The sequence below is a fragment of the Streptomyces sp. NPDC052064 genome (assembly GCF_055585925.1).
In genome coordinates this window covers 491,860-511,451 of record NZ_JBVJJE010000006.1, presented here as the reverse complement: position 1 = coordinate 511,451, position 19,592 = coordinate 491,860, and the positions used below count along the sequence as shown (strand labels likewise).

The following is a 19,592-nucleotide window of genomic DNA, read 5'->3' as shown; positions in this document are numbered from 1 at the left end:
TCAGTTCACTTCCCGAAGATTGCGGTAGGCGGCCACCAGCGCGGCCGTGGACGAATCGAGACCGGGGACGTCAGCGCCCTCGGTCAGGGCGGGCTCGACGCGCTTGGCGAGGACCTTGCCGAGCTCGACGCCCCATTGGTCGAAGGAGTCGATGTCCCAGACCGCGCCCTGCACGAACACCTTGTGCTCGTAGAGGGCGACCAGCTGGCCGAGGACCGACGGGGTCAGTTCGGTGGCCAGGATGGTCGTGGTGGGGTGGTTGCCCTGGAACGTGCGGTGCGGCACCTGCTCCTCGGGCACGCCCTCGGCCCGCACCTCCTCGGCGGTCTTGCCGAAGGCGAGCGCCTGCCCCTGCGCGAACAGGTTGGCCATCAGCAGGTCGTGCTGCGCCTTCAGTTCGTCGCCCAGCTCGGCGACGGGCCGCGCGAAGCCGATCAGGTCGGCGGGGATCAGTTTGGTGCCCTGGTGGATCAACTGGTAGTAGGCGTGCTGCCCGTTGGTGCCGGGCGTGCCCCAGACGACCGGACCCGTCTGCCACTCCACGGGACGGCCGTCGCGGTCCACCGACTTGCCGTTGGACTCCATGTCGAGCTGCTGGAGGTAGGCGGTGAACTTCGACAGGTAGTGGCTGTAGGGCAGGACGGCGTGCGACTGGGCGTCGTGGAAGTTGCCGTACCAGATGCCCAGCAGGCCCATGACGAGCGGGGCGTTGGCCTCCGCGGGGGCGTTGCGGAAGTGCTCGTCGACGATGCGGAAGCCGTCGAGCATCTCCCGGAAGCGGTCCGGGCCGATCGCGATCATCAGGGACAGGCCGATCGCGGAGTCGTACGAGTAGCGACCGCCGACCCAGTCCCAGAACTCGAACATGTTGTCGACGTCGATACCGAAGTCGGCGACCTTCTCGGCGTTCGTGGAGAGCGCCACGAAGTGCTTGGCGACCGCCTTTTCGTCGCCCCCGAGCCCTTCCAGCAGCCAGGAGCGCGCCGACGTCGCGTTCGTGATGGTCTCGATCGTGGTGAAGGTCTTGGACGCGACGATGAACAGCGTCTCCGCCGGGTCCAGGTCGCGGGTGGCCTCGTGCAGGTCGGAGCCGTCGACGTTCGACACGAAGCGGAACGTCAGCTCCCGGGCGGTGAACGGCCGCAGTGCCTCGTAGGCCATCGCCGGGCCCAGGTCCGAGCCGCCGATGCCGATGTTGACGACGTTCCGGATCCGCTTGCCGGTGTGCCCGGTCCACTCACCCGAGCGCACCCGGTTCGCGAAGCCGGACATCTTGTCGAGCACGGCGTGCACGCCCGGGACGACGTTCTCGCCGTCGACCTCGATCACCGCGTCCCGCGGGGCGCGCAGCGCGGTGTGCAGCACGGCCCGGTTCTCGGTGACGTTGATCCGCTCGCCGCGGAACATCGCGTCGCGCAGCCCGGGCACGTCGGCGGCGGTGGCCAGCTCCTGGAGCAGGGCCAGCGTCTCGTCGGTGACCAGGTGCTTGGAGTAGTCGATGCGCAGGTCGCCCACGTGCACGACGTAGCGTTCGGCGCGCCCCGGGTCCGCCGCGAACAGCTCACGCAGGTCCGGCTGCGGCAGGGCGTCCTTGCGGTGGTCCTCCAGGGCGGTCCACTCGGGCCGCCGCGTGAGCTGGGGGGAGCCGGAGGGGGAGTCAGACATGAGCGGGGGTCTCCTCGGTTGCCTCACCGTTCAGGGCGATGGCGTACATCTCGTCCGCGTCGAGGCGCCTCAGCTCCTCGGCGATGAGTTCGGAGGTGGCACGGACCTTCAGCGCGAGGGTGCGGGAGGGCTGGCCCGGCAGGGTCAGCGTGGCCAGCGGTCCCTCGGGGCGGTCGATGACGATCTCGCCGTTCTCCGTGCCCAGGCGCACCGCCGTCACGACCGGCCCGGCGGTGACCACCCGGTCGACCTGGACGTGCAGCCGCGCCTCCAGCCAGCGGGCCAGCAGCTCGGCGGCCGGGTTGTCGGCCTCTGCTTCGACGGCTGCCGAGATGACCCGCGCCCGGGCCTGGTCCAGCGCCGCCGCCAGCATCGAACGCCAGGGCGTCAGCCGGGTCCAGGCGAGGTCGGTGTCGCCGGGGGCGTAGGCGCGGACCCGGGTCTCCAGTACCTCCAGGGGGTTCGCGACGGCGTACAGGTCGGTGATCCGCCGCTGGGCCAGCGCCCCGAGCGGGTCCTTCGAGGGCACCTCCGGCGCGTCCATCGGCCACCACACGACCACCGGCGCGTCCGGCAGCAGCAGCGGCAGCACCACCGAGTCTGCGTGGTCGGACACCTCGCCGTAGGTCCGCAGGATCACCGTCTCGCCGGTGCCCGCGTCGGCGCCCACCCGGACCTCGGCGTCCAGGCGGGAGGACTGGCGGTCGCGCGGGGTGCGGGCGTGCCGCTTGATGACGACCAGGGTGCGCGAGGGGTGCTCGTGCGAGGCCTCCTCGGCCGCCTTGATCGCGTCGTAGGCGTTCTCCTCGTCCGTGACGATCACCATCGTCAGGACCATGCCCACGGCAGGCGTGCCGATGGCGCGGCGGCCCTGCACCAGCGCCTTGTTGATCTTGCTTGCCGTGGTGTCGGTCAGGTCGATCTTCATGGCCTGCGCCAGCTCCGTCCGTCTCGTGCGAGCATCTCGTCGGCTTCCGCGGGTCCCCAGCTGCCCGAGGCGTACTGCGCGGGCCGGCCGTGCGTGGCCCAGTACTGCTCGATCGGGTCGAGGATCTTCCAGGACTCTTCCACTTCCTGGTGACGGGGGAACAGGTTGGCGTCGCCCAGGAGGACGTCCAGGATCAGCCGTTCGTACGCCTCGGGGCTCGATTCGGTGAACGACTCGCCGTAGGCGAAGTCCATCGTCACGTCCCGGATCTCCATCGACGTACCCGGCACCTTGGAGCCGAACCGCACCGTCATGCCCTCGTCCGGCTGGACGCGGATGACGATCGCGTTGGAGCCCAGCTCCTCGGTGGCGGTGGTGTCGAAGGGGGAGTGCGGGGCCCGCTGGAACACCACCGCGATCTCCGTCACCCGGCGGCCCAGGCGCTTGCCGGTACGCAGGTAGAACGGCACGCCCGCCCACCGTCGGTTGTCCACCTGGAGCTTGATCGCGGCGTAGGTGTCGGTCGAGGAGGCCTGGTCGATGCCCTCCTCCTCCAGATAGCCGCTGACCCTCGTGCCGCCCTGCCAGGCCGCCGCGTACTGCCCGCGCACCGTGCTCCTGCCCAGGTCCTCCGGCAGCCGCACGGCCCGCAGCACCTTCAGCTTCTCGGTGAGCAGCGACGCCGCGTCGAAGGCGGCGGGTTCCTCCATCGCGGTGAGCGCCATCAGCTGGAGGAGGTGGTTCTGGATGACGTCACGGGCGGCGCCGATGCCGTCGTAGTACCCCGCGCGGCCACCGATGCCGATGTCCTCGGCCATGGTGATCTGCACATGGTCGACGTACGACCGGTTCCAGATCGGTTCGAACATCTGGTTGGCGAAGCGCAGTGCCAGGATGTTCTGGACGGTCTCCTTGCCGAGGTAGTGGTCGATACGGAAGACCTGCTCCGGGTCGAACACGTCGTGCACGATCGCGTTCAGCTCGCAGGCGCTGTCGAGGTCGTGCCCGAACGGCTTTTCGATGACCGCGCGGCGCCAGGAGCCCTCCGCCGCGTCGGCCAGCTTGTGCTTCTTCAGCTGCTGGACGACCTTGGGGAAGAACTTCGGCGGCACCGAGAGGTAGAAGGCGTAGTTGCCGCTGGTGCCCCGGGAGGCGTCCAGCTCCTCGACGGCGGAGCGCAGCTGCTTGAACGCCGTGTCGTCGTCGAAGTCGCCCGGAATGAACCGCATGCCCTCGGCGAGCTGCTGCCATACCTCCTCGCGGAACGGCGTCCGCGCGTGCTCACGGACCGCGTCGTGCACCACCTGCGCGAAGTCCTGGTCCTCCCAGTCCCGGCGGGCGAAACCCACCAGCGAGAAGCCCGGCGGCAGCAGACCCCGGTTGGCCAGGTCGTACACGGCCGGCATCAGCTTCTTGCGGGACAGGTCGCCGGTCACACCGAAGATGACGAGCCCGGACGGGCCCGCGATCCTGGGCAGACGGCGGTCCCGCGGATCGCGCAGGGGATTGGCGAAGTCGGTGCCGGCGTGCTCCGGGCGCGGGGCGGCCTGGCCGCTCACCCCGGTCTGCTCGACCCCGGCCGCCTCCTGGGACGCCCGGGCCTCCTTGTCCTCCTTGGTCCCCTTGGTCTCCTGCTCGGCCGTCTGGGGGATGCTCTCGCTCATTCCGCGTCAACTCCCTTGCTGTTCAAGGACTTGGTGACCGCTTCCAGCAGGTCCTGCCAGGCCACCTCGAACTTGGCGACGCCTTCGTCCTCCAGTTGCCGCACCACCTCGTCGTACGAAATGCCGAGCCGCCCGACGGCCGCCAGGTCGGCACGCGCCTGCGCGTAACCGCCGGTGACGGTGTCGCCCTGGACGTCACCGTGGTCGGCGACGGCGTTCAGCGTGGCCTCCGGCATGGTGTTGACCGTGCCGGGGGCGACCAGCTCGTCCACGTACAGGGTGTCCTTGTAAGCGGGGTCCTTCACACCGGTGGAGGCCCAAAGGGGGCGCTGCCGGTTCGCGCGGGCACCGCCCAGGGACTGCCAGCGCGGCCCGGCGAATACCTGTTCGTACGCCTCGTAGGCCAGCCGCGCGTTGGCCAGGGCCGCCCTGCCCTTCAGGGCGAGGGCCTCGTCCGTACCCAGCAGCGTCAGCCGCTTGTCGATCTCGGAGTCGACTCGGGAGACGAAGAAGGACGCGACCGAGTGGATGGCCGACAGGTCGAGACCGTCCGCCTGCGCCTTCTCCAGGCCGGCGAGGTAGGCGTCCAGCACCTCGCGGTAGCGCTCCAGCGAGAAGATCAGCGTCACGTTCACGCTGATGCCCGCACCGATCACCTCGGTGATCGCCGGCAGACCGGCCTTCGTCGCGGGGATCTTGATCATCACATTGGGGCGGTCCACCAGCCAGGCGAGCTGCCGGGCCTCGGCGACGGTCGCCGCCGTGTTGTGGGCCAGACGCGGGTCGACCTCGATGGACACCCGGCCGTCCCGCCCGCCGGTGGCGTCGTACACCGGCCGCAGGACGTCGGCGGCGGCCCGGACGTCGGCCGTCGTCATCATGCGGACGGCCTCGTCGACGGTGACGCCCCGCACCGCCAGGTCGGCGAGCTGTTCCTCGTAGCCCTCGCCCGAGCCGATGGCGGCCTGGAAGATGGACGGGTTGGTGGTGACGCCGACGACGTTCCTCGTCGCCACGAGCCCGGCCAGGTTGCCGGACTCGATCCGCCGGCGGGACAGGTCGTCCAGCCAGATCGACACGCCCTCGTCGGACAGGCGCTTGAGTGCTCCCGCGGTCGCGGTCGCTTCGGTCACAGTGATCATCTTCTTTCGGGCGGTCGGATCAACCACGGGCGGCGGACAGGGATCGCCGGGCCGCGGCGACGACGTTCTCGGAGGTGAAGCCGTACTCGGCGAACAGGGTCTTCGCGTCGGCGGAGGCGCCGAAGTGCTCCAGGGAGACGATGCGTCCCGCGTCCCCCACGAACCGGTGCCAGGTCAGGCCGATACCGGCCTCGACCGCGACCCGGGCCCTCACGGACGGCGGCAGAACGGTGTCCCGGTACGCGCGGGGCTGCTCCTCGAACCACTCCACGGACGGCATCGACACCACCCGGGTGCCGACCCCCTCGGCCTCCAGCCGCTCCCGCGCGGCGACGGCGAGCTGCACCTCGGAGCCGGTGGCGACGAGAATCACCTCCGGGGTCTCCGACGACGACTCCTGAAGGACGTAGCCGCCCTTCGCCACGTCCGGGTTCGGCTCGTACGTGGGCACGCCCTGGCGGGTGAGCGCGAGACCGTGCGGGGCCGGGTCGGTGGTGTGCCGCCTGAGGATCTCGGCCCAGGCGAGCGCGGTCTCGTTGGCGTCGGCGGGGCGTACGACGTTCAGGCCCGGGATGGCCCGCAGCGCGGCCAGGTGCTCGACCGGCTGGTGGGTCGGGCCGTCCTCGCCCAGGCCGATGGAGTCGTGCGTCCACACGTAGGTCACCGGCAGCTGCATCAGGGCCGACATCCGGACGGCGTTGCGCATGTAGTCGGAGAACACCAGGAAGGTGCCGCCGTAGACGCGCGTGTTGCCGTGCAGGACGATGCCGTTCATCTCCGCGGCCATGGAGAACTCGCGGATGCCGAAGTGGATCGTCCGGCCGTACGGGTCGGCCTCCGGCAGCGGGTTGCCCTCCGGCAGGAAGGACGACGTCTTGTCGATCGTGGTGTTGTTCGAACCGGCCAGGTCGGCCGAGCCGCCCCACAGCTCGGGGACGACGGCGCCGAGGGCCTGGAGCACCTTGCCGGACGCGGCACGGGTGGCGACCGCCTTGCCCGGCTCGAACACCGGCAGGGCGTCCTCCCAGCCCGCGGGCAGCTCGCCCTTGCTGACCCGGTCGAACGTGGCGGCGCGCTCCGGGTTCTCGCCGCGCCAGGCGGCGATCCGCTTGTCCCAGGCGGCGTGCGCCTCGGCGCCCCGGTCCAGGGCCTCACGGGTGTGCGCCAGCACCTCGTCGGCGACCTCGAAGCTCTGCTCCGGGTCGAAGCCGAGCAGGCGCTTGGTGGCGGCGACCTCGTCCTCGCCGAGCGCCGAGCCGTGGGAGGCCTCGGTGTTCCGCGCGTTCGGGGCGGGCCAGGCGATGATGGTGCGCATCGCGATGATCGAGGGGCGCCCGGTCTCGGCCTGAGCCTCCTTCAACGCCGCGTACAGCGCATGCACGTCGACGTCGCCGTCCTCCCGCGGTTCGATCCGCCGCACGTGCCAGCCGTACGCCTCGTACCGCTTCAGCACGTCCTCGGAGAACGCGGTCGCGGTGTCGCCCTCGATGGAGATGTGGTTGTCGTCGTAGAGGAAGACCAGGTTGCCGAGCTTCTGGTGGCCGGCCAGCGAGGAGGCCTCGGCGGAGACGCCCTCCTGGAGGTCGCCGTCGGAGACGATGGCCCAGACGGTGTGATCGAAGGGGGACTCGCCCTCGGGGGCCCCGGGGTCGAACAGGCCGCGCTCGTAGCGGGCGGCCATCGCCATGCCGACCGCGTTCGCGACGCCCTGGCCGAGCGGGCCGGTGGTGGTCTCCACGCCCGCGGTGTGCCCGTATTCGGGGTGGCCGGGCGTCTTCGAGCCGTGCGTGCGGAACGCCTTCAGGTCGTCCAGCTCCAGCTCGTAGCCCGCGAGGTACAGCTGCGTGTAGAGGGTCAGCGACGTGTGGCCGGGGGACAGGACGAAGCGGTCACGGCCGGTCCACTCCGGATCGGCCGGGTCGTGCCGCATCACCTTCTGAAAGATCGTGTAGGCGGCCGGCGCCAGGCTCATCGCCGTGCCGGGGTGGCCGTTTCCGACCCGCTGGACGGCATCGGCCGCCAGCAGACGGGCGGTGTCGACGGCACGCCGGTCGAGTTCGGTCCATTCGAAGCTGTCCGCTGTCTGCGTGCTCATCTTCAAGAAGTCCTCGATAGGAGCGAAGTAGCTGGTCTGACGTCTTCAAAACTAAAAGTCTGACTTTTTCGACGGAAGGTCGCGGTGTGCCAGCCTGTGGTGAAAGTGGGACACCCAGCGGCGGCGCGGCGCGCGAACGGGGCGGTACATGGCGGACATGGCGGACAGAAGCATCCAAGGCGGCGACGGGATCAGAACGTTCCCCTTCCCGGTCGAGCTGAGTGTCGGCGGCGTCGGCATGCAGGTCGGCCCGATGGGCACCGGCCGCACCTGGCACGCCGACGCGCCCCTGGAACGCGTGCACCGCATCGACTTCCACGTCGTGCTGCTGTTCGGCGAGGGCCCGGTCCGGCACATGGTCGACTTCACCGAGTACGAGGCCACGGCCGGGGACCTGCTGTGGATCCGCCCGGGGCAGGTCCACCGTTTCTCCCGCACGAGCGAGTACCGCGGAACGGTGCTGACCATGCAGCCGGGCTTCCTGCCCCGCGCGACGGTGGAGGCCACCGGCCTGTACCGCTACGACCTGCCACCGCTGTTGCGGCCCGACGCGGCCCAACTCGCCGGTCTGCGCCACTCGCTCGGCCAGCTGCGGCGCGAGTACGAGGACACGGACACGCTGCCGCTGAGCCTGCACACCGCCGTCCTGCGCCACTCGCTGACGGCGTTCCTGCTGCGGCTCGCCCATCTGGCCGCCAGTTCGGCCGAGTCGGTACGGCGGCAGTCCGACTCCACCTTCACCCTTTTCCGGGAGGCCGTGGAGAAGGACTTCGCCACCAACCACAGCGTCAGCGCCTACGCCGACGCGCTCGGCTACTCCCGCCGCACCCTGGTCCGCGCGGTCCGCGCCGCGACCGGCGACACCCCCAAGGCCTTCATCGACAAGCGTGTGGTCCTGGAGGCCAAACGGCTCCTCGCCCACACCGACCTGCCGATCGGCCGGGTCGGCGCGGCGGTCGGCTTCCCCGATGCCGCGAACTTCTCCAAGTTCTTCCACCAGCACACGGATCAGACGCCGGCGGCGTTCCGGGCGGAACTGCGCTGAGGTACGGAGGCCGGGCAGCGAAAAGGGGGCTCCACGCGCGCGTGGAGCCCCTGCCGGGGACCGTCAGTGCCCGAACGCGAACCAGTTGACGTTCACGAAGTCCGCCGGCTGTCCGCTGGTGAAGGTCAGATACACGTCGTGCGTGCCCGTCACGGAGCTGATGTTCGCCGGGATCGTCCGCCACGACTGCCAGCCGCCGGTGTCGCCCACCGCGAAACTCCCGATCGGCGCGTTGCTCCGGCTGTCCAGCCGCACCTCGACCAGTCCGCTGACGCCGCCCGCCGCACCGCTCGCGACCCGGGCGCTGAACTGCCGGGCGGCCGTGGAGCCGAAGTCGACGCCCTTGAAGTGCAGCCAGTCGCCATTGGCCAGCGAGCCGACGTTCTGGCCGCCGCCGGAGTCGGACGTCGTCTCGGTGCTCACTCCGGACTGGCCGTCGTAGGACTCGGCCTGGATGGTGGAGTAGGCGTCGCGATTGCCGGTCGGGGGAGGCGTGGTGCCGCCGCCGGACGAGAGCACCTGGACGTAGTCGACGACCATCGGGTGGCCGGGCTGCGTCCCGGCGTCCGGGCCGCCGCCGAACGCGTCGGGGAACCCGCCGCCCATCGCGACGTTCAGGATGACGAAGAAGCCGTGGTCCGTGGCGTTCCGCCAGGTCGTCGCGTCGACCTGGTCGGCGCGCACCGTGTGGAAGTTGGTGCCGTCCAGGTAGAAGCGGATCTCCTCGACGCTCGTCGAGCGGTCCCACTCCATCCGGTAGGTGTGGAAGCCGGCCTGGCAGGTGGTGCCCTGGCAGGTCGTCGAACTGCCGATGCCGCTCGTCTCGTTGCAGGGGCCGCCCGGGGAGGTGCCGCAGTGCATCGTCGCGAACACCGTGTTCTGGCCCTGGGTGTTCTCCATGATGTCCAGTTCGCCGACGCTCGGCCAGTTCCAGTAGTTGCCTCGGTAGGGGGAGCCCAGCATCCAGAACGCGGGCCAGTAGCCCTTGGCCGCGGCCCCGGTGACGTTCGGCACCTGGATGCGCGACTCCACGCGGAGCTTGCCGCCGGCCGGGGGCTGGAAGTCCGAGCGGTTGGTCTCGATGCGGCCGGAGGTCCAGTTGCCGGAGCCGTCCCGCCGGGGAGTGATGCGGAGGTTGCCGTTGCCGTCGAGCGAGACGTTGTCGGTGCTGCTCGTCATCGTCTCGATCTCGCCGGTGCCCCAGTTGGCGGGGCCGCCCGGGTAGCCCTTGCCGGTCGCGTACTGCCAGTTGGACGTGTTGACGCCGCTGCCCGCCGGGCCGTTGAAGTCGTCGAGGAAGACCTGGTTCCAGCCCGACGGGGGCGGCGGCGCGGAGGCGCTCGCGGAGGGAGTCGCGGCGGTGGCGGCGACCGCGGCGAGGCCGAGCGTGCTGACGACGGCGACGAGCGCCCGCCGGAAGGGGCGCCGTGCGCGGGGTCTGCCGGAGGTGTCACGCATGTGGGGATGCCTCTCGGATACGGGTGCGGGAGTGTGAGAGCGCTCTCAGAGTGCCGTCAATGTGCTCCACACCACCCGGGTCGTCAAGAGTTGACGTGCTCCCCGGCTCGACGATCCTCTGCCTCCGCGGGACCGGCTGCGCCAGGGCTCCGCCCCCAGTGACCGTCAGGCAAGAGGATGGGGGCCTTGCGTTCCGCTTGAGCTCGGATCTCGACGTGGGATGAGTGAGCCGTGGTACGGAATGCCTCCTCGTACGAGGCCAAGGCCGCACTCATGGCCCCGCCTGCGAGGCCCCGGCGACGAATACGTGACGCCAGCCACGTAAAGAAGCCCAGGACCGCGGCAAGGAGCCCAACCAAGATCAGGAACGGTAAGAACGCACCCATGGCGGGAGGCTACTCCGTTGATCCTTGACACCCCAGGGATGGCAGCCGTCACGACGGCCCCGAATGGCGCCACCTGACCGGTGTCGCACGTCAGCTGATAGGCCGTCGACGCACGCGCGTAACCGCCCCCGCTCTCCCGGGCAAGGGCGCCATGCGGGGAGCAGCTCCTCGCGCCGGTGATCCCGGAGAGTTCCCTCACTCCTGCGGGTTCACCCGCTTCACGGGGAAGCCGATGCCGGGCGACTGCTGAGTCCGCCATGCGGCCCTGCATGGGGTCTCCCCGACACCGAACGGCTCAGGCCCGCTCCGGCTGCCACCCCAGGGCCCGGGAGATCCCGCGCGCCGCCACCCGTACCGCCGGGACCAGCACCGGCACCTGGGCGTCCGCTTGCGGCACCACGATGGACACGGCGGCGGCCACCGAGCCGTCCGCCGTGCGCACCGGTGCGGCCACCGACAGGGCGTCCTCGGTGACCTGACGGTCGCTCACCGCGACGCCGACCCGACGCACTTCGGCGAGTTCCCGCCGCAGCCGCGCCGGGTCGGTGATCGTGTGCGGCGTGAAGGACGCGAGTCCGCCCGCGCAGTACTCCTCCTGGAACTCCGGGTCCCCGTGGGCCAGCAGGGCGAGCCCGACCCCGGTGGCGTGCAGTGGCCAGCGCGCGCCGACGCGGATGTGCACGCCGACCGCCGAACGCCCCGACAGCCACTCGATGTAGACGACGTCCGAGCCGTCCCGCACCGCCAGCTGCACGTTCTCGTGCGTCGCCTCGTACAGGTCCTCCAGGTACGGCAGCGCGATCTGCCGCAGGGCGAGGCCGCGCGGCGCCAGCGCGGCGATCTCCCACAGCCGGAGCCCGACGTGGTAGACGCCGCACTCGTCCCGTTCCAGGGCCCCCCACTCGGTGAGCGCGCCCACCAGCCGGTGTGCGGTGGTCAGGCTCAGCCCGGCCCGCCGGCTGATGTCCGTCAGGCACAGGGCCGGGTGATCGTGGTCGAAGGCCGCGAGGACGGACAGCAACCGGTCGGTCGCGGTGGGGGCGCCCCCTGTGCGGGCGGAGCCGAGGACTCGGGGCAGAGCGGTCATGGCCGGGTGTCTCCCGGATGGGCGAGGTCGTAGGGGCGGGGGTAGGCGGTCGGCCGGTACGGAACGTAGCGGGGCTCGGCCGTCGGCTCCTCCGCCCTGGCACGGGAGTTGAGGGCGTCGGGCGAGGTGTCCCAGCGGCCCGTCTCCAGGCGGTGTTCCAGGGTGTGCAGGGCAGCCAGTGTCTCGCCGGGGGTGAACGTGCAGTGGCCGGGGCCGTCGACGTAGGCCTGGCGGAACAGCGGCCCGGAGCCGGCCGCGCCGGCCGCCCGCCGGTAGGCGCTCTCCGCCTGCACCGGTATCAGCGCGTCACCGGTCGTGTGGATGTTCAGCTGGGGGTCGTCGAGCCGGCCGGAGAGCACGCTGGAGTTCCGCATCCACCGCACGGCCGGCTGATCGGCATTGACCCGGGGTGCCCGGCCCAGGGCCGAGAGGTCGGTGCGCAAGGACAGTCCCGCCTCCTTGTAGAGCTCGGTCACCTCTTTGTACAGCGGGGACCGGGCGAGCATGGCGGTGTAGTCGACACCGGTGTTCCACGACGGGTTGCCGCCCGCCCGGCTCTCGGCCTCCTGCCGCCAGCTGAACGCGGGCCTCTGGAGCAGGCCCCGGACGGCGCTGTACTGGTTGGCCTGCTGTGTCTGCCAGTCCGTGGGGCCCGGCTCGGTCTGCGAGGCGTCGTTGTAGCCGGGGATGTTGTGCAGGGCGGCGGCGAGGGCGATGCGCGCCCGGCCCTCGGGGGTCTGCTGGGCGGCGTCCACCTTCGAGGTGAGCGCCTTCCCGGCGGCGACCGCCTCCGTCTGGCCGGCGAAGCCCGTGAGCCGGATCCCGGAGTCCGGCGCCAGGAGCGTGCGCAGCGCGAACACCGGGTCCAGGGTGCTGTTCCAGTTGGCGACGCCGCCCTGCACCAGCCCGCACATCGACAGCGAGCCGTCGAACCGGCCGGCGTGCCGCTCGGCGAGCATGGTGGTGACGAAGCCGCCGTACGAGGTGCCCCAGGCGAGGGTCCGCCGGGCCGCCCCGAACTTCTCGGTGAACAGGTCCAGCGTGGCGAGCTGGTCGGGCACCGCCTCGGTGACGGCCCAGCCGTTCGTCGCGTACGAGGAGCCGATCAGGGCGTAGCCCTCGGCCAGCAGCTTGTCCCGGGCGGCCGTACTCGGCGTGTTCTGGGCCAGCTTGGGGGATCCGGCCGGGGCGTAGCCGTGGCTGTACAGCAGCACGGTGCCGTTCCAGGACGCGGGCACGTCCATCACGTACACGGCGCCGGAAGAAAGCTCGCCCTCCAGGTGGGTGTCGGTGGCGCCGGCGGCCTGCGCCGGCAGTGCGGTCGCCACGGACAGGCAGGCGGTCAGTAAAGCGAGACGGATCCTCAACGCGGGGTTCCTTCCAGGGCGGGGGCGGCGGCGGGGGAGTCCAGGGCGTCGGTGTGCGTCTCGCGCAGTCGCCACACGGTGACGGCGGTGATCGCCGCGCCCGCGCACAGCAGCAGCGAGACGGGCGTGCTCCCACCCCCGTACGAGGCGAGGAGGCTGCCGGCGATGAGCGGGGAGAACCCGGCGCCGACCAGGGTGGCCGCCTGGTAGCCGAGGGAGGCGCCGGTGTAGCGGACGCGGGTGCCGAACATCTCGGTGAGCAGGGCGCCGAGCGGTCCGTACATCGTGGACTGGGCGACCCCGTGACCGAGGGCGAGGGCGAGGATCAGCAGTCCGGGCGAGCCGGAGTCGACCAGCGCCAGGACGGGGAAGGAGAGCGCGGCCGAGGCGACCGCTCCGGCGAGCACGACGGGCCGGCGGCCGACCCGGTCCGACAGCGCGGACGCGGCGGGCAGGACGACGAGGGCCACGCAGGAGGCGACGGTCACCGCGGTCAGCACCTGCGGGCGCGTGTACCCTTCGTCGACGGCGTAGGAGATCATGAAGCTGGTCAGCAGTGACTGGGCGGTGAACGCGCCGATGCCGACGCACGCGGCGAGCAGTACGGGCTTCGGGCGGCGCAGCACCTCCACGATCGGCGGCTTGTCCACCGGCTGGCGCGTGACCTGGGCGAACAGCGGGCTCTCGGCGACCTTGAGGCGTACGAACAGTCCGACGGCCAGCAGCACGATGCTCAGCAGGAACGGCACCCGCCAGCCCCAGGAGCGGAACTCGTCGTCGGGCAGGCCGGCGACGATGGTGACCACACCGGCGGACAGCACGGAACCGAGCGGGGCGCCGAGCTGGGTGAAGCTGGACCACAGGCCGCGCCGGGAACCCTGCGTGCGCTCGGCGTGCTCGACGACCATGAGCATCGCGCCGCCCCACTCGCCGCCGATCGCGATGCCCTGCACCACGCGCAGGGCGACCAGCAGGACCGGGGCCCAGACGCCGATCGCGTCGTACGTCGGCAGCAGGCCGATGAGGAAGCTGCCGCAGCCCATCAGGACCATGGTCAGCAGCATCATCGACTTGCGGCCGATCCGGTCGCCGAAGTGGCCGAAGACGATGCCGCCGAGCGGACGGGCGAGATAGCCGGCGGCGAAGGTGCCGAACGCCGCGATGGTGCCGACCGCAGGGTCGGCCCTGGGGAAGAACAGCTCGCCGAAGACGAGCGCGGCGACCGTGCCGTAGACGAGGAAGTCGTAGAACTCGACGGCCGTTCCGAGCAGGCCGGAGACGGCCACGCGGCGCAACTGCCGCGAATCGGGGGCGGGTTGAGCGGCAGAAGGGGATGGCTGCACGGGAGCTCCCTGGGGACGGGTCTCGGTTAGCCGGTGAAGTTATGCACCCATCGTGCGGCCGTCAATCATTTGCACAACATCAGTTCAGTCCGTCCTCGGCGATCCGCAGCAGCAGCGCGTGCAGCGCGTCCCGCTCGGCCGGGTCCAGCGGGCCCAGGAGTTCGTTCGTCACCCGCTGGCCGGCCTCGTCGGTGTCGCGGAGGAACGCGCGGCCGCTCTCGGTCAGCGCGACGATCCGGCTGCGGCGGTCGTCGGGGGAGGGGCGGCGCTCGGCGAAGCCCTGCTTCTCCAAGTCGTCGACCAGGCCGACGATCGCGCTCGGGTCGTAGCCGAGCCGGGTGCTCAGCTCGCGCTGGAGGGTGCCGTCGGAGGTGGCGAGGAAGCGCAGCACCGCGTAGTGGCGCAGGCGCAGGCCCGACTCCTGGAGGCAGGCGTTGAAGAGCTGTCCCGAGCGCAGGCCCAGGCGGTACAGCAGGTAGCCCGTGTCGGCGTGCAGCCCGCGCATCCACGGCTCGTGCGCGTCGATGGGGGCCGGGTTCGTGGCGTGCTGGCGGCTGATGGCGGGCTCCCTGGTCGTGCGGCGGTTTTCCGGTGCTGGGCACAGTCTGGCGCACCCCACGGTCGGCAACAACTATTGACGTCAACAATTATTGCTCTTAGCTTCGATCTCGAAGCCGTGCCGCATCTCGTGGATGCGCACCACCCGCATCAGCATGTGAAGGGACCCGCCCGTGCCCAGCATCGATCTCACCGGCAAGGCCGCCGTCGTCACCGGAAGCGGCCGGGGCCTCGGCCTCGCCTATGCCCACGCCTTGGCCGCCCACGGCGCCTCCGTGGTCGTCAACGACGTCGACGAGGCGGTGGCCGAGGCGGCCGTGAAGTCCATCACCGAGGCGGGCGGCAAGGCCGTGGCGGAGGTGGTCCCGGTCGGCACGACCGAGGCGGCGGACCGGCTGGTCGCCCGCGCGGTCGAGGAGTTCGGCCGGCTGGACGTCCTCGTCACCAACGCGGGCATCCTCCGCGACAAGGTGCTGTGGAAGATGACCGACGAGGACTTCGACGCGGTGATCACCACCCACCTCAAGGGCACCTTCACCTGCGCCCGCGCCGCCGCCGTCCGGATGCGCGAGCAGGGCGAGGGCGGCTCGCTGATCCTGGTCGGCTCCCCGGCCGGCCAGCGCGGCAACTTCGGCCAGACGAACTACGCCGCCGCCAAGGCCGGCATCGCGGCGATGGCCCGCACCTGGTCCATGGAGCTGGGCCGCGCGAACATCACCGTCAACGCGATCGTGCCGGTCGCCGCGACCGCGATGACCGAGACGATCCCGGCCTTCGCCCCGTACATCGAGGCCATGCGGGGCGGTGAGCCGCTGCCGGACTTCCTGCGCAAGGGCGAGGGCTTCGGCACCCCCGAGGACTGCGCCGCCCTGGTGCCGTTCCTGGCCTCGGAGGCCGCGCGCGGCGTGACCGGCCAGTGCATCGGCATCGGCGGCGACAAGGTGGCACTCTGGTCGCATCCGCAGGAGATCAGGGCGGCGTACGCCGACGGCGGCTGGACCCCCGGCGCCCTGGCGGACGCCTGGCCCACCTCGGTCGGTGCCGAGCTCCAGTCGGTCGGCATTCCGGCGCCGAAGTTCCCGGAGGCGTGATGGACCTGAACGACCTCGTCGCGATCGACGTCCACACCCATGCGGAGGTGTCCTCCAAGGGCCACTCCTCGCTGGACGACGACCTGCACGACGCCTCCTCCGCCTACTTCAAGGTCGAGGGCAAGCGGAAGCCGACCCTGGAGGAGACCGCCGCGTACTACCGCGAGCGGAAGATGGCCGCCGTGATCTTCACGGTCGACGCCGAGTCCGCCACCGGAACCCCGCCCGTCCCCAACGAGGAGGTCGCCGAGGCCGCCGCCGCCAACGCCGACGTCCTCATCCCCTTCGCCTCCATCGACCCCTTCCGCGGGAAGGCGGGGGTCAAGCAGGCCCGGCGCCTGGTCGAGGAGTACGGGGTGAAGGGCTTCAAGTTCCACCCCAGCATCCAGGGCTTCTTCCCCAACGACCGGTCGGTGGCGTACGACCTCTACGAGGTGATCGAGGAGACCGGCACGATCGCCCTGTTCCACACCGGCCAGACCGGCATCGGCGCCGGCGTGCCCGGCGGGGGCGGCATCAGGCTCAAGTACTCCAACCCGCTGCACGTGGACGACGTCGCCGCCGACTTCCCGCACCTGAAGATCATCCTGGCGCACCCGTCGTTCCCCTGGCAGGACGAGGCCCTGGCCGTCGCCACGCACAAGCCGGGCGTGCACATCGACCTGTCCGGCTGGTCGCCGAAGTACTTCCCGCCGCAGCTCGTGCAGTACGCGAACACGCTGCTGAAGGACAAGGTCCTCTTCGGCTCCGACTTTCCCGTCCTCACCCCCGACCGCTGGCTCGCCGACTTCGACAAGCTGACGATCAAGGAAGAGGTCCGGCCGAAGATCCTCAAGGAGAACGCCGCCCGCCTGCTCGGGCTGACGAAACCGTAAGGGGCGTGACATGCGCAACGAGGGACTGGGGTCATGGCCCGCACGCCGGGCCCGCAAGACCCCGCACCGCACCGCCCTGATCCACGGCGACACCGCTCACACCTACGCCTGCCTGTACGACCGCACCACCCGCCTCGCCCACGTCCTGCGCGACCGGGGCGTCCGCCGCGGCGACCGCATCGCCTACCTCGGCCCGAACCACCCCTCCTACCTGGAGACCCTGTTCGCGGCCGGCACGCTCGGCGCGGTCTTCGTCCCCCTCAACACCCGCCTGGCCGGCCCCGAGATCGCCTACCAGCTCGCCGACTCCGGCGCCAAGGCCCTCGTCTACGGCCCCTCGCACGCCGGTCTGGTCGCGGGACTCCCGGGCAGCACGGACGTCCGTACGTATGTCGAAGTGGGCGCCGAGTACGAGGAGGCGCTGGCCTCGGCCTCCCGGGAGCCCATCGACACGCCGGTCACCCCGGACGACACCTGCATCATCATGTACACCTCGGGGACGACCGGCCGTCCCAAGGGCGCGATGCTCACCCACGGCAACCTCACCTGGAACGCGATCAACGTCCTCATCGACCACGACCTGGTCGCCGACGAACGCGCCCTGGTCTCCGCCCCGCTGTTCCACACCGCAGGGCTGAACATGCTGACGCTCCCGGTCCTGCTGAAGGGCGGCACCTGCGTCCTGGTCGAGGCCTTCGACCCGGACGCCACCTTCGACCTGATCGAACGGCACCGGATCACCTTCATGTTCGGCGTGCCCACCATGTTCGACCAGGTGGCCCGGCATCCGCGCTGGCCGGCGGCGGACCTGTCGTCGCTGCGCATCCTGACCTGCGGCGGCTCCCCGGTCCCGACTCCGCTGATCGCGGCGTACCAGAGGCGCGGCCTGACCTTCCTCCAGGGCTACGGCATGACCGAGGCCGCTCCCGGCACGCTGTTCCTGGACGCCGAACACGCCGTCAGCAAGGCGGGGTCGGCGGGCGTGCCGCACTTCTTCAGCGACGTACGCGTCGTACGGCCCGACCTCGCGCCGGTCGACGTCGGCGAGGTCGGTGAGGTCGTGGTGCGCGGGCCGCACGTCATGCCCGGCTACTGGGGGCTGCCCGAGGAGACGGCCGCGTCCTTCGCGGACGGCTGGTTCCGCAGCGGCGACGCCGCCCAGGTCGACGAGGATGGTTACGTCCACATCGTCGACCGCATCAAGGACATGATCATCTCCGGTGGCGAGAACATCTACCCCGCCGAGATCGAGGACCAGCTCCTCGCCCACCCGGACATCGTCGAGTGCGCGGTGATCGGGGTGCCGGACGACAAATGGGGCGAGGTGCCCCGCGCGGTCGTCGTACCCCGCGAGGGCGCCGCACTCGACCCCGACGAGGTGCTCGCGTCGCTCGCCGGCCGCCTCGCCAAGTACAAGATCCCGAAGTCGGTCGTGGTGGCGGACGAACTGCCCCGCACCGCCTCCGGGAAGCTCCTCAAATCCCGTGTGCGCAAGCACTACGGCACCGACTCCCAGTGAAGGACGGCTCCATGAGCATCACCGTCAACGGCCTCGACGAACTGAAGAAGCTCGCGGGCAGCGACCTCGGCACCAGCGAGTGGATCGAGGTCACGCAGGAGCGGATCGACACCTTCGCCGACGCGACCGGGGACCACCAGTGGATCCACGTGGACCCCGAGAAGGCCAAGGAGGGCCCCTTCGGCGCCCCCATCGCGCACGGCTACCTCACGCTCTCCCTCTTCATCCCGCTGTTCACCGAGCTGCTGGACGTCCAGGGCGTGACGACGAAGGTCAACTACGGTCTCAACAAGGTGCGTTTCCCCTCCCCCGTGAAGGTCGGCTCCCGCATCCGGCTGGCGGCGAAGCTCGCCGAGGTCGAGGAGGTGCCGGGCGGCGTGCAGATCACGGTCGACGGCGCCATCGAGATCGAGGGCGTCGGCAAGCCGGCCGCGGTGCTCCAGAGCCTGTCGCGGTTCTACGCCTGAGGACGCCCTCTGGGCCTGAGGCCGTGTTCTACGCCTGAGGCCGCGCGGGCACCAGGTCGAGAAGGCGTTTCGAGGCGTCACGCGCGAGCGGCGAGAGCCGCTTGTGCACGGCCCGGAACGTCTTCTCGGCCTGTTCCGCCGGCCAGTCGTCCGGCAGGTGCTTGACGGGCAGGCGCGGATCGCGCCGGACGATCCGCAGCCACTCGGTCTGGAGCCGCAGCCGCAGCACGAGCGCAGCGAGACGGTGGTCGCCCAGGCCGGAGGCCGGGGGAGCGTCGTCGGCGTCCGGCAGCTCGTCCTCCCACGGCTGCCAGCGCCGTACGAACGCCTCGTAGCGGCCGGCCAGGTCGGACAGCTCCCACGTCTCCTCGATCATCTGGCCGATGTCCATCCCGGCGTCGGCGTGCGCGCGGAAGACCTTCACGTGGGCGGACAGGCCGAGCTCGGCGACCAGCGCCGACACGTCGACCTCGCCCGGGGCGATCCACAGGCCGTTGAACAGCGGGCCGAAGCCGCTCCAGGTCAGCTGGGAACGCAGGTCGTGGCGCTGGCGCTGCCAGGACTCGGGAAGGGAGAAGCCGAGCAGGGTCCAGGTGCCGTCCCAGTGCCGGTTGACGGCGCCGGTCTGCCAGATGCGCCGCTCGCCGTCGCGCAGCACCGCCTCCGAGCGCTCGGTCAGCCCGAAGTACATCCGGCGGCCCTCGCGCTGGCGGCGCAGCAGCTCACGGTTGACCATGCGGGTCAGCGTCGAGCGGGTCGCCTGCTCGCCGATCCCGGCGCGGGCGAACACGTCGATGACGCTGCCCGAGTACACGCACACGTCGCGCCCGAGCACCTGGTCGCCCAGGAACGTCAGCATGAGGGACTGGGGCCGCAGCGACTCTTCACCGGTCACGCGGCCC

The 19,592-nt window shown here is 71.0% G+C and carries 16 protein-coding genes; 5 read left to right on the top strand and 11 right to left on the bottom strand.

The window, feature by feature from the left end; translation table 11 throughout:
• The 5 genes from pgi to tkt are packed head-to-tail and all read right to left on the bottom strand — an operon-like array spanning position 1 to position 7,494.
• Entirely contained in the window at positions 1-1,665 is a 1,665-nt protein-coding gene (pgi, locus tag ACZ6TU_RS19430) for a glucose-6-phosphate isomerase (protein ID WP_467670415.1), read from the bottom strand.
• The gene (gene opcA, locus ACZ6TU_RS19425) at positions 1,658-2,593 is read right to left on the bottom strand and encodes a glucose-6-phosphate dehydrogenase assembly protein OpcA (RefSeq protein ID WP_469549813.1); all 936 of its coding nucleotides are present in this window, start codon (positions 2,591-2,593) and stop codon (positions 1,658-1,660) included. The genes pgi and opcA overlap by 8 nt, the downstream gene beginning before the upstream one ends.
• Positions 2,590-4,257: a glucose-6-phosphate dehydrogenase gene (gene zwf, locus ACZ6TU_RS19420; RefSeq protein ID WP_467670419.1), complete on the bottom strand. Its 1,668-nt coding sequence runs from the start codon at positions 4,255-4,257 to the stop codon at positions 2,590-2,592. The genes opcA and zwf overlap by 4 nt, the downstream gene beginning before the upstream one ends.
• The gene (gene tal, locus ACZ6TU_RS19415) at positions 4,254-5,399 is read right to left on the bottom strand and encodes a transaldolase (protein ID WP_467670421.1); all 1,146 of its coding nucleotides are present in this window, start codon (positions 5,397-5,399) and stop codon (positions 4,254-4,256) included. Before tal ends, zwf begins: the two co-directional genes overlap by 4 nt.
• A 19-nt stretch (positions 5,400-5,418) precedes the next feature.
• Complete coding sequence (tkt, locus tag ACZ6TU_RS19410) at positions 5,419-7,494, bottom strand: transketolase (protein WP_467670423.1); 2,076 nt, start codon at positions 7,492-7,494, stop codon at positions 5,419-5,421.
• Between the two features lie 157 nt (positions 7,495-7,651).
• On the opposite strand from tkt, the gene ACZ6TU_RS19405 reads away from it, so the two are divergent.
• Positions 7,652-8,539 (top strand): helix-turn-helix domain-containing protein, encoded by an 888-nt coding sequence (locus ACZ6TU_RS19405; RefSeq protein ID WP_467670425.1) that lies wholly within the window; start codon positions 7,652-7,654, stop codon positions 8,537-8,539.
• A gap of 63 nt (positions 8,540-8,602) precedes the next feature.
• Here ACZ6TU_RS19405 and ACZ6TU_RS19400 read toward each other — a convergent pair whose 3' ends face one another.
• The 5 genes from ACZ6TU_RS19400 to ACZ6TU_RS19380 all read right to left on the bottom strand — a co-directional run bounded on the left by ACZ6TU_RS19400 (position 8,603) and on the right by ACZ6TU_RS19380 (position 14,685).
• Positions 8,603-9,997, bottom strand: coding sequence for a glycoside hydrolase family 16 protein (locus ACZ6TU_RS19400; protein WP_469549807.1), 1,395 nt, complete (start codon positions 9,995-9,997; stop codon positions 8,603-8,605).
• Between the two features lie 681 nt (positions 9,998-10,678).
• Positions 10,679-11,470: an IclR family transcriptional regulator gene (locus tag ACZ6TU_RS19395; RefSeq protein ID WP_467670428.1), complete on the bottom strand. Its 792-nt coding sequence runs from the start codon at positions 11,468-11,470 to the stop codon at positions 10,679-10,681.
• The gene (locus ACZ6TU_RS19390; RefSeq protein ID WP_467670430.1) at positions 11,467-12,837 is read right to left on the bottom strand and encodes an alpha/beta hydrolase family protein; all 1,371 of its coding nucleotides are present in this window, start codon (positions 12,835-12,837) and stop codon (positions 11,467-11,469) included. The genes ACZ6TU_RS19395 and ACZ6TU_RS19390 overlap by 4 nt, the downstream gene beginning before the upstream one ends.
• Complete coding sequence (locus ACZ6TU_RS19385) at positions 12,834-14,180, bottom strand: MFS transporter (protein WP_469549804.1); 1,347 nt, start codon at positions 14,178-14,180, stop codon at positions 12,834-12,836. Before ACZ6TU_RS19385 ends, ACZ6TU_RS19390 begins: the two co-directional genes overlap by 4 nt.
• A 79-nt stretch (positions 14,181-14,259) precedes the next feature.
• Positions 14,260-14,685 (bottom strand): MarR family winged helix-turn-helix transcriptional regulator, encoded by a 426-nt coding sequence (locus ACZ6TU_RS19380; RefSeq protein WP_467670433.1) that lies wholly within the window; start codon positions 14,683-14,685, stop codon positions 14,260-14,262.
• Positions 14,686-14,911: 226 nt separating this feature from the next.
• On the opposite strand from ACZ6TU_RS19380, the gene ACZ6TU_RS19375 reads away from it, so the two are divergent.
• From ACZ6TU_RS19375 to ACZ6TU_RS19360, 4 genes are read left to right on the top strand one after another with little or no spacing between them, the layout of a single operon-like run.
• Complete coding sequence (locus tag ACZ6TU_RS19375) at positions 14,912-15,829, top strand: SDR family NAD(P)-dependent oxidoreductase (protein ID WP_467670435.1); 918 nt, start codon at positions 14,912-14,914, stop codon at positions 15,827-15,829.
• Entirely contained in the window at positions 15,829-16,704 is an 876-nt protein-coding gene (locus ACZ6TU_RS19370; protein WP_467670437.1) for an amidohydrolase family protein, read from the top strand. Before ACZ6TU_RS19375 ends, ACZ6TU_RS19370 begins: the two co-directional genes overlap by 1 nt.
• A 10-nt stretch (positions 16,705-16,714) precedes the next feature.
• A complete protein-coding gene (locus ACZ6TU_RS19365) occupies positions 16,715-18,223 on the top strand; it encodes an acyl-CoA synthetase (protein ID WP_469549798.1) in 1,509 nt (502 codons plus the stop codon).
• A gap of 11 nt (positions 18,224-18,234) precedes the next feature.
• Positions 18,235-18,690, top strand: a complete 456-nt coding sequence (locus ACZ6TU_RS19360; RefSeq protein ID WP_469549795.1) for a MaoC family dehydratase — start codon at positions 18,235-18,237, stop codon at positions 18,688-18,690.
• Positions 18,691-18,718: 28 nt separating this feature from the next.
• Here the strand turns inward: ACZ6TU_RS19360 and ACZ6TU_RS19355 are convergent, their stop codons facing one another.
• Positions 18,719-19,585, bottom strand: coding sequence for a PaaX family transcriptional regulator (locus tag ACZ6TU_RS19355; RefSeq protein ID WP_467670443.1), 867 nt, complete (start codon positions 19,583-19,585; stop codon positions 18,719-18,721).
• Between the last annotated feature and the right edge of the window lie 7 nt (positions 19,586-19,592).

Excerpts from the sequence above, each read along its gene's own strand:
- ACZ6TU_RS19380 (WP_467670433.1), bottom strand. The coding sequence starts at position 14,685 with ATGCGCGGGCTGCACGCCGACACGGGCTACCTGCTGTACCGCCTGGGC.
- ACZ6TU_RS19360 (WP_469549795.1), top strand. The coding sequence starts at position 18,235 with ATGAGCATCACCGTCAACGGCCTCGACGAACTGAAGAAGCTCGCGGGC.
- zwf (WP_467670419.1), bottom strand. The coding sequence starts at position 4,257 with ATGAGCGAGAGCATCCCCCAGACGGCCGAGCAGGAGACCAAGGGGACC.
- pgi (WP_467670415.1), bottom strand. The coding sequence starts at position 1,665 with ATGTCTGACTCCCCCTCCGGCTCCCCCCAGCTCACGCGGCGGCCCGAG.
- ACZ6TU_RS19395 (WP_467670428.1), bottom strand. The coding sequence starts at position 11,470 with ATGACCGCTCTGCCCCGAGTCCTCGGCTCCGCCCGCACAGGGGGCGCC.
- tal (WP_467670421.1), bottom strand. The coding sequence starts at position 5,399 with ATGATCACTGTGACCGAAGCGACCGCGACCGCGGGAGCACTCAAGCGC.
- ACZ6TU_RS19400 (WP_469549807.1), bottom strand. The coding sequence starts at position 9,997 with ATGCGTGACACCTCCGGCAGACCCCGCGCACGGCGCCCCTTCCGGCGG.
- tkt (WP_467670423.1), bottom strand. The coding sequence starts at position 7,494 with ATGAGCACGCAGACAGCGGACAGCTTCGAATGGACCGAACTCGACCGG.
- ACZ6TU_RS19370 (WP_467670437.1), top strand. The coding sequence starts at position 15,829 with ATGGACCTGAACGACCTCGTCGCGATCGACGTCCACACCCATGCGGAG.
- ACZ6TU_RS19365 (WP_469549798.1), top strand. The coding sequence starts at position 16,715 with ATGCGCAACGAGGGACTGGGGTCATGGCCCGCACGCCGGGCCCGCAAG.
- opcA (WP_469549813.1), bottom strand. The coding sequence starts at position 2,593 with ATGAAGATCGACCTGACCGACACCACGGCAAGCAAGATCAACAAGGCG.
- ACZ6TU_RS19405 (WP_467670425.1), top strand. The coding sequence starts at position 7,652 with ATGGCGGACAGAAGCATCCAAGGCGGCGACGGGATCAGAACGTTCCCC.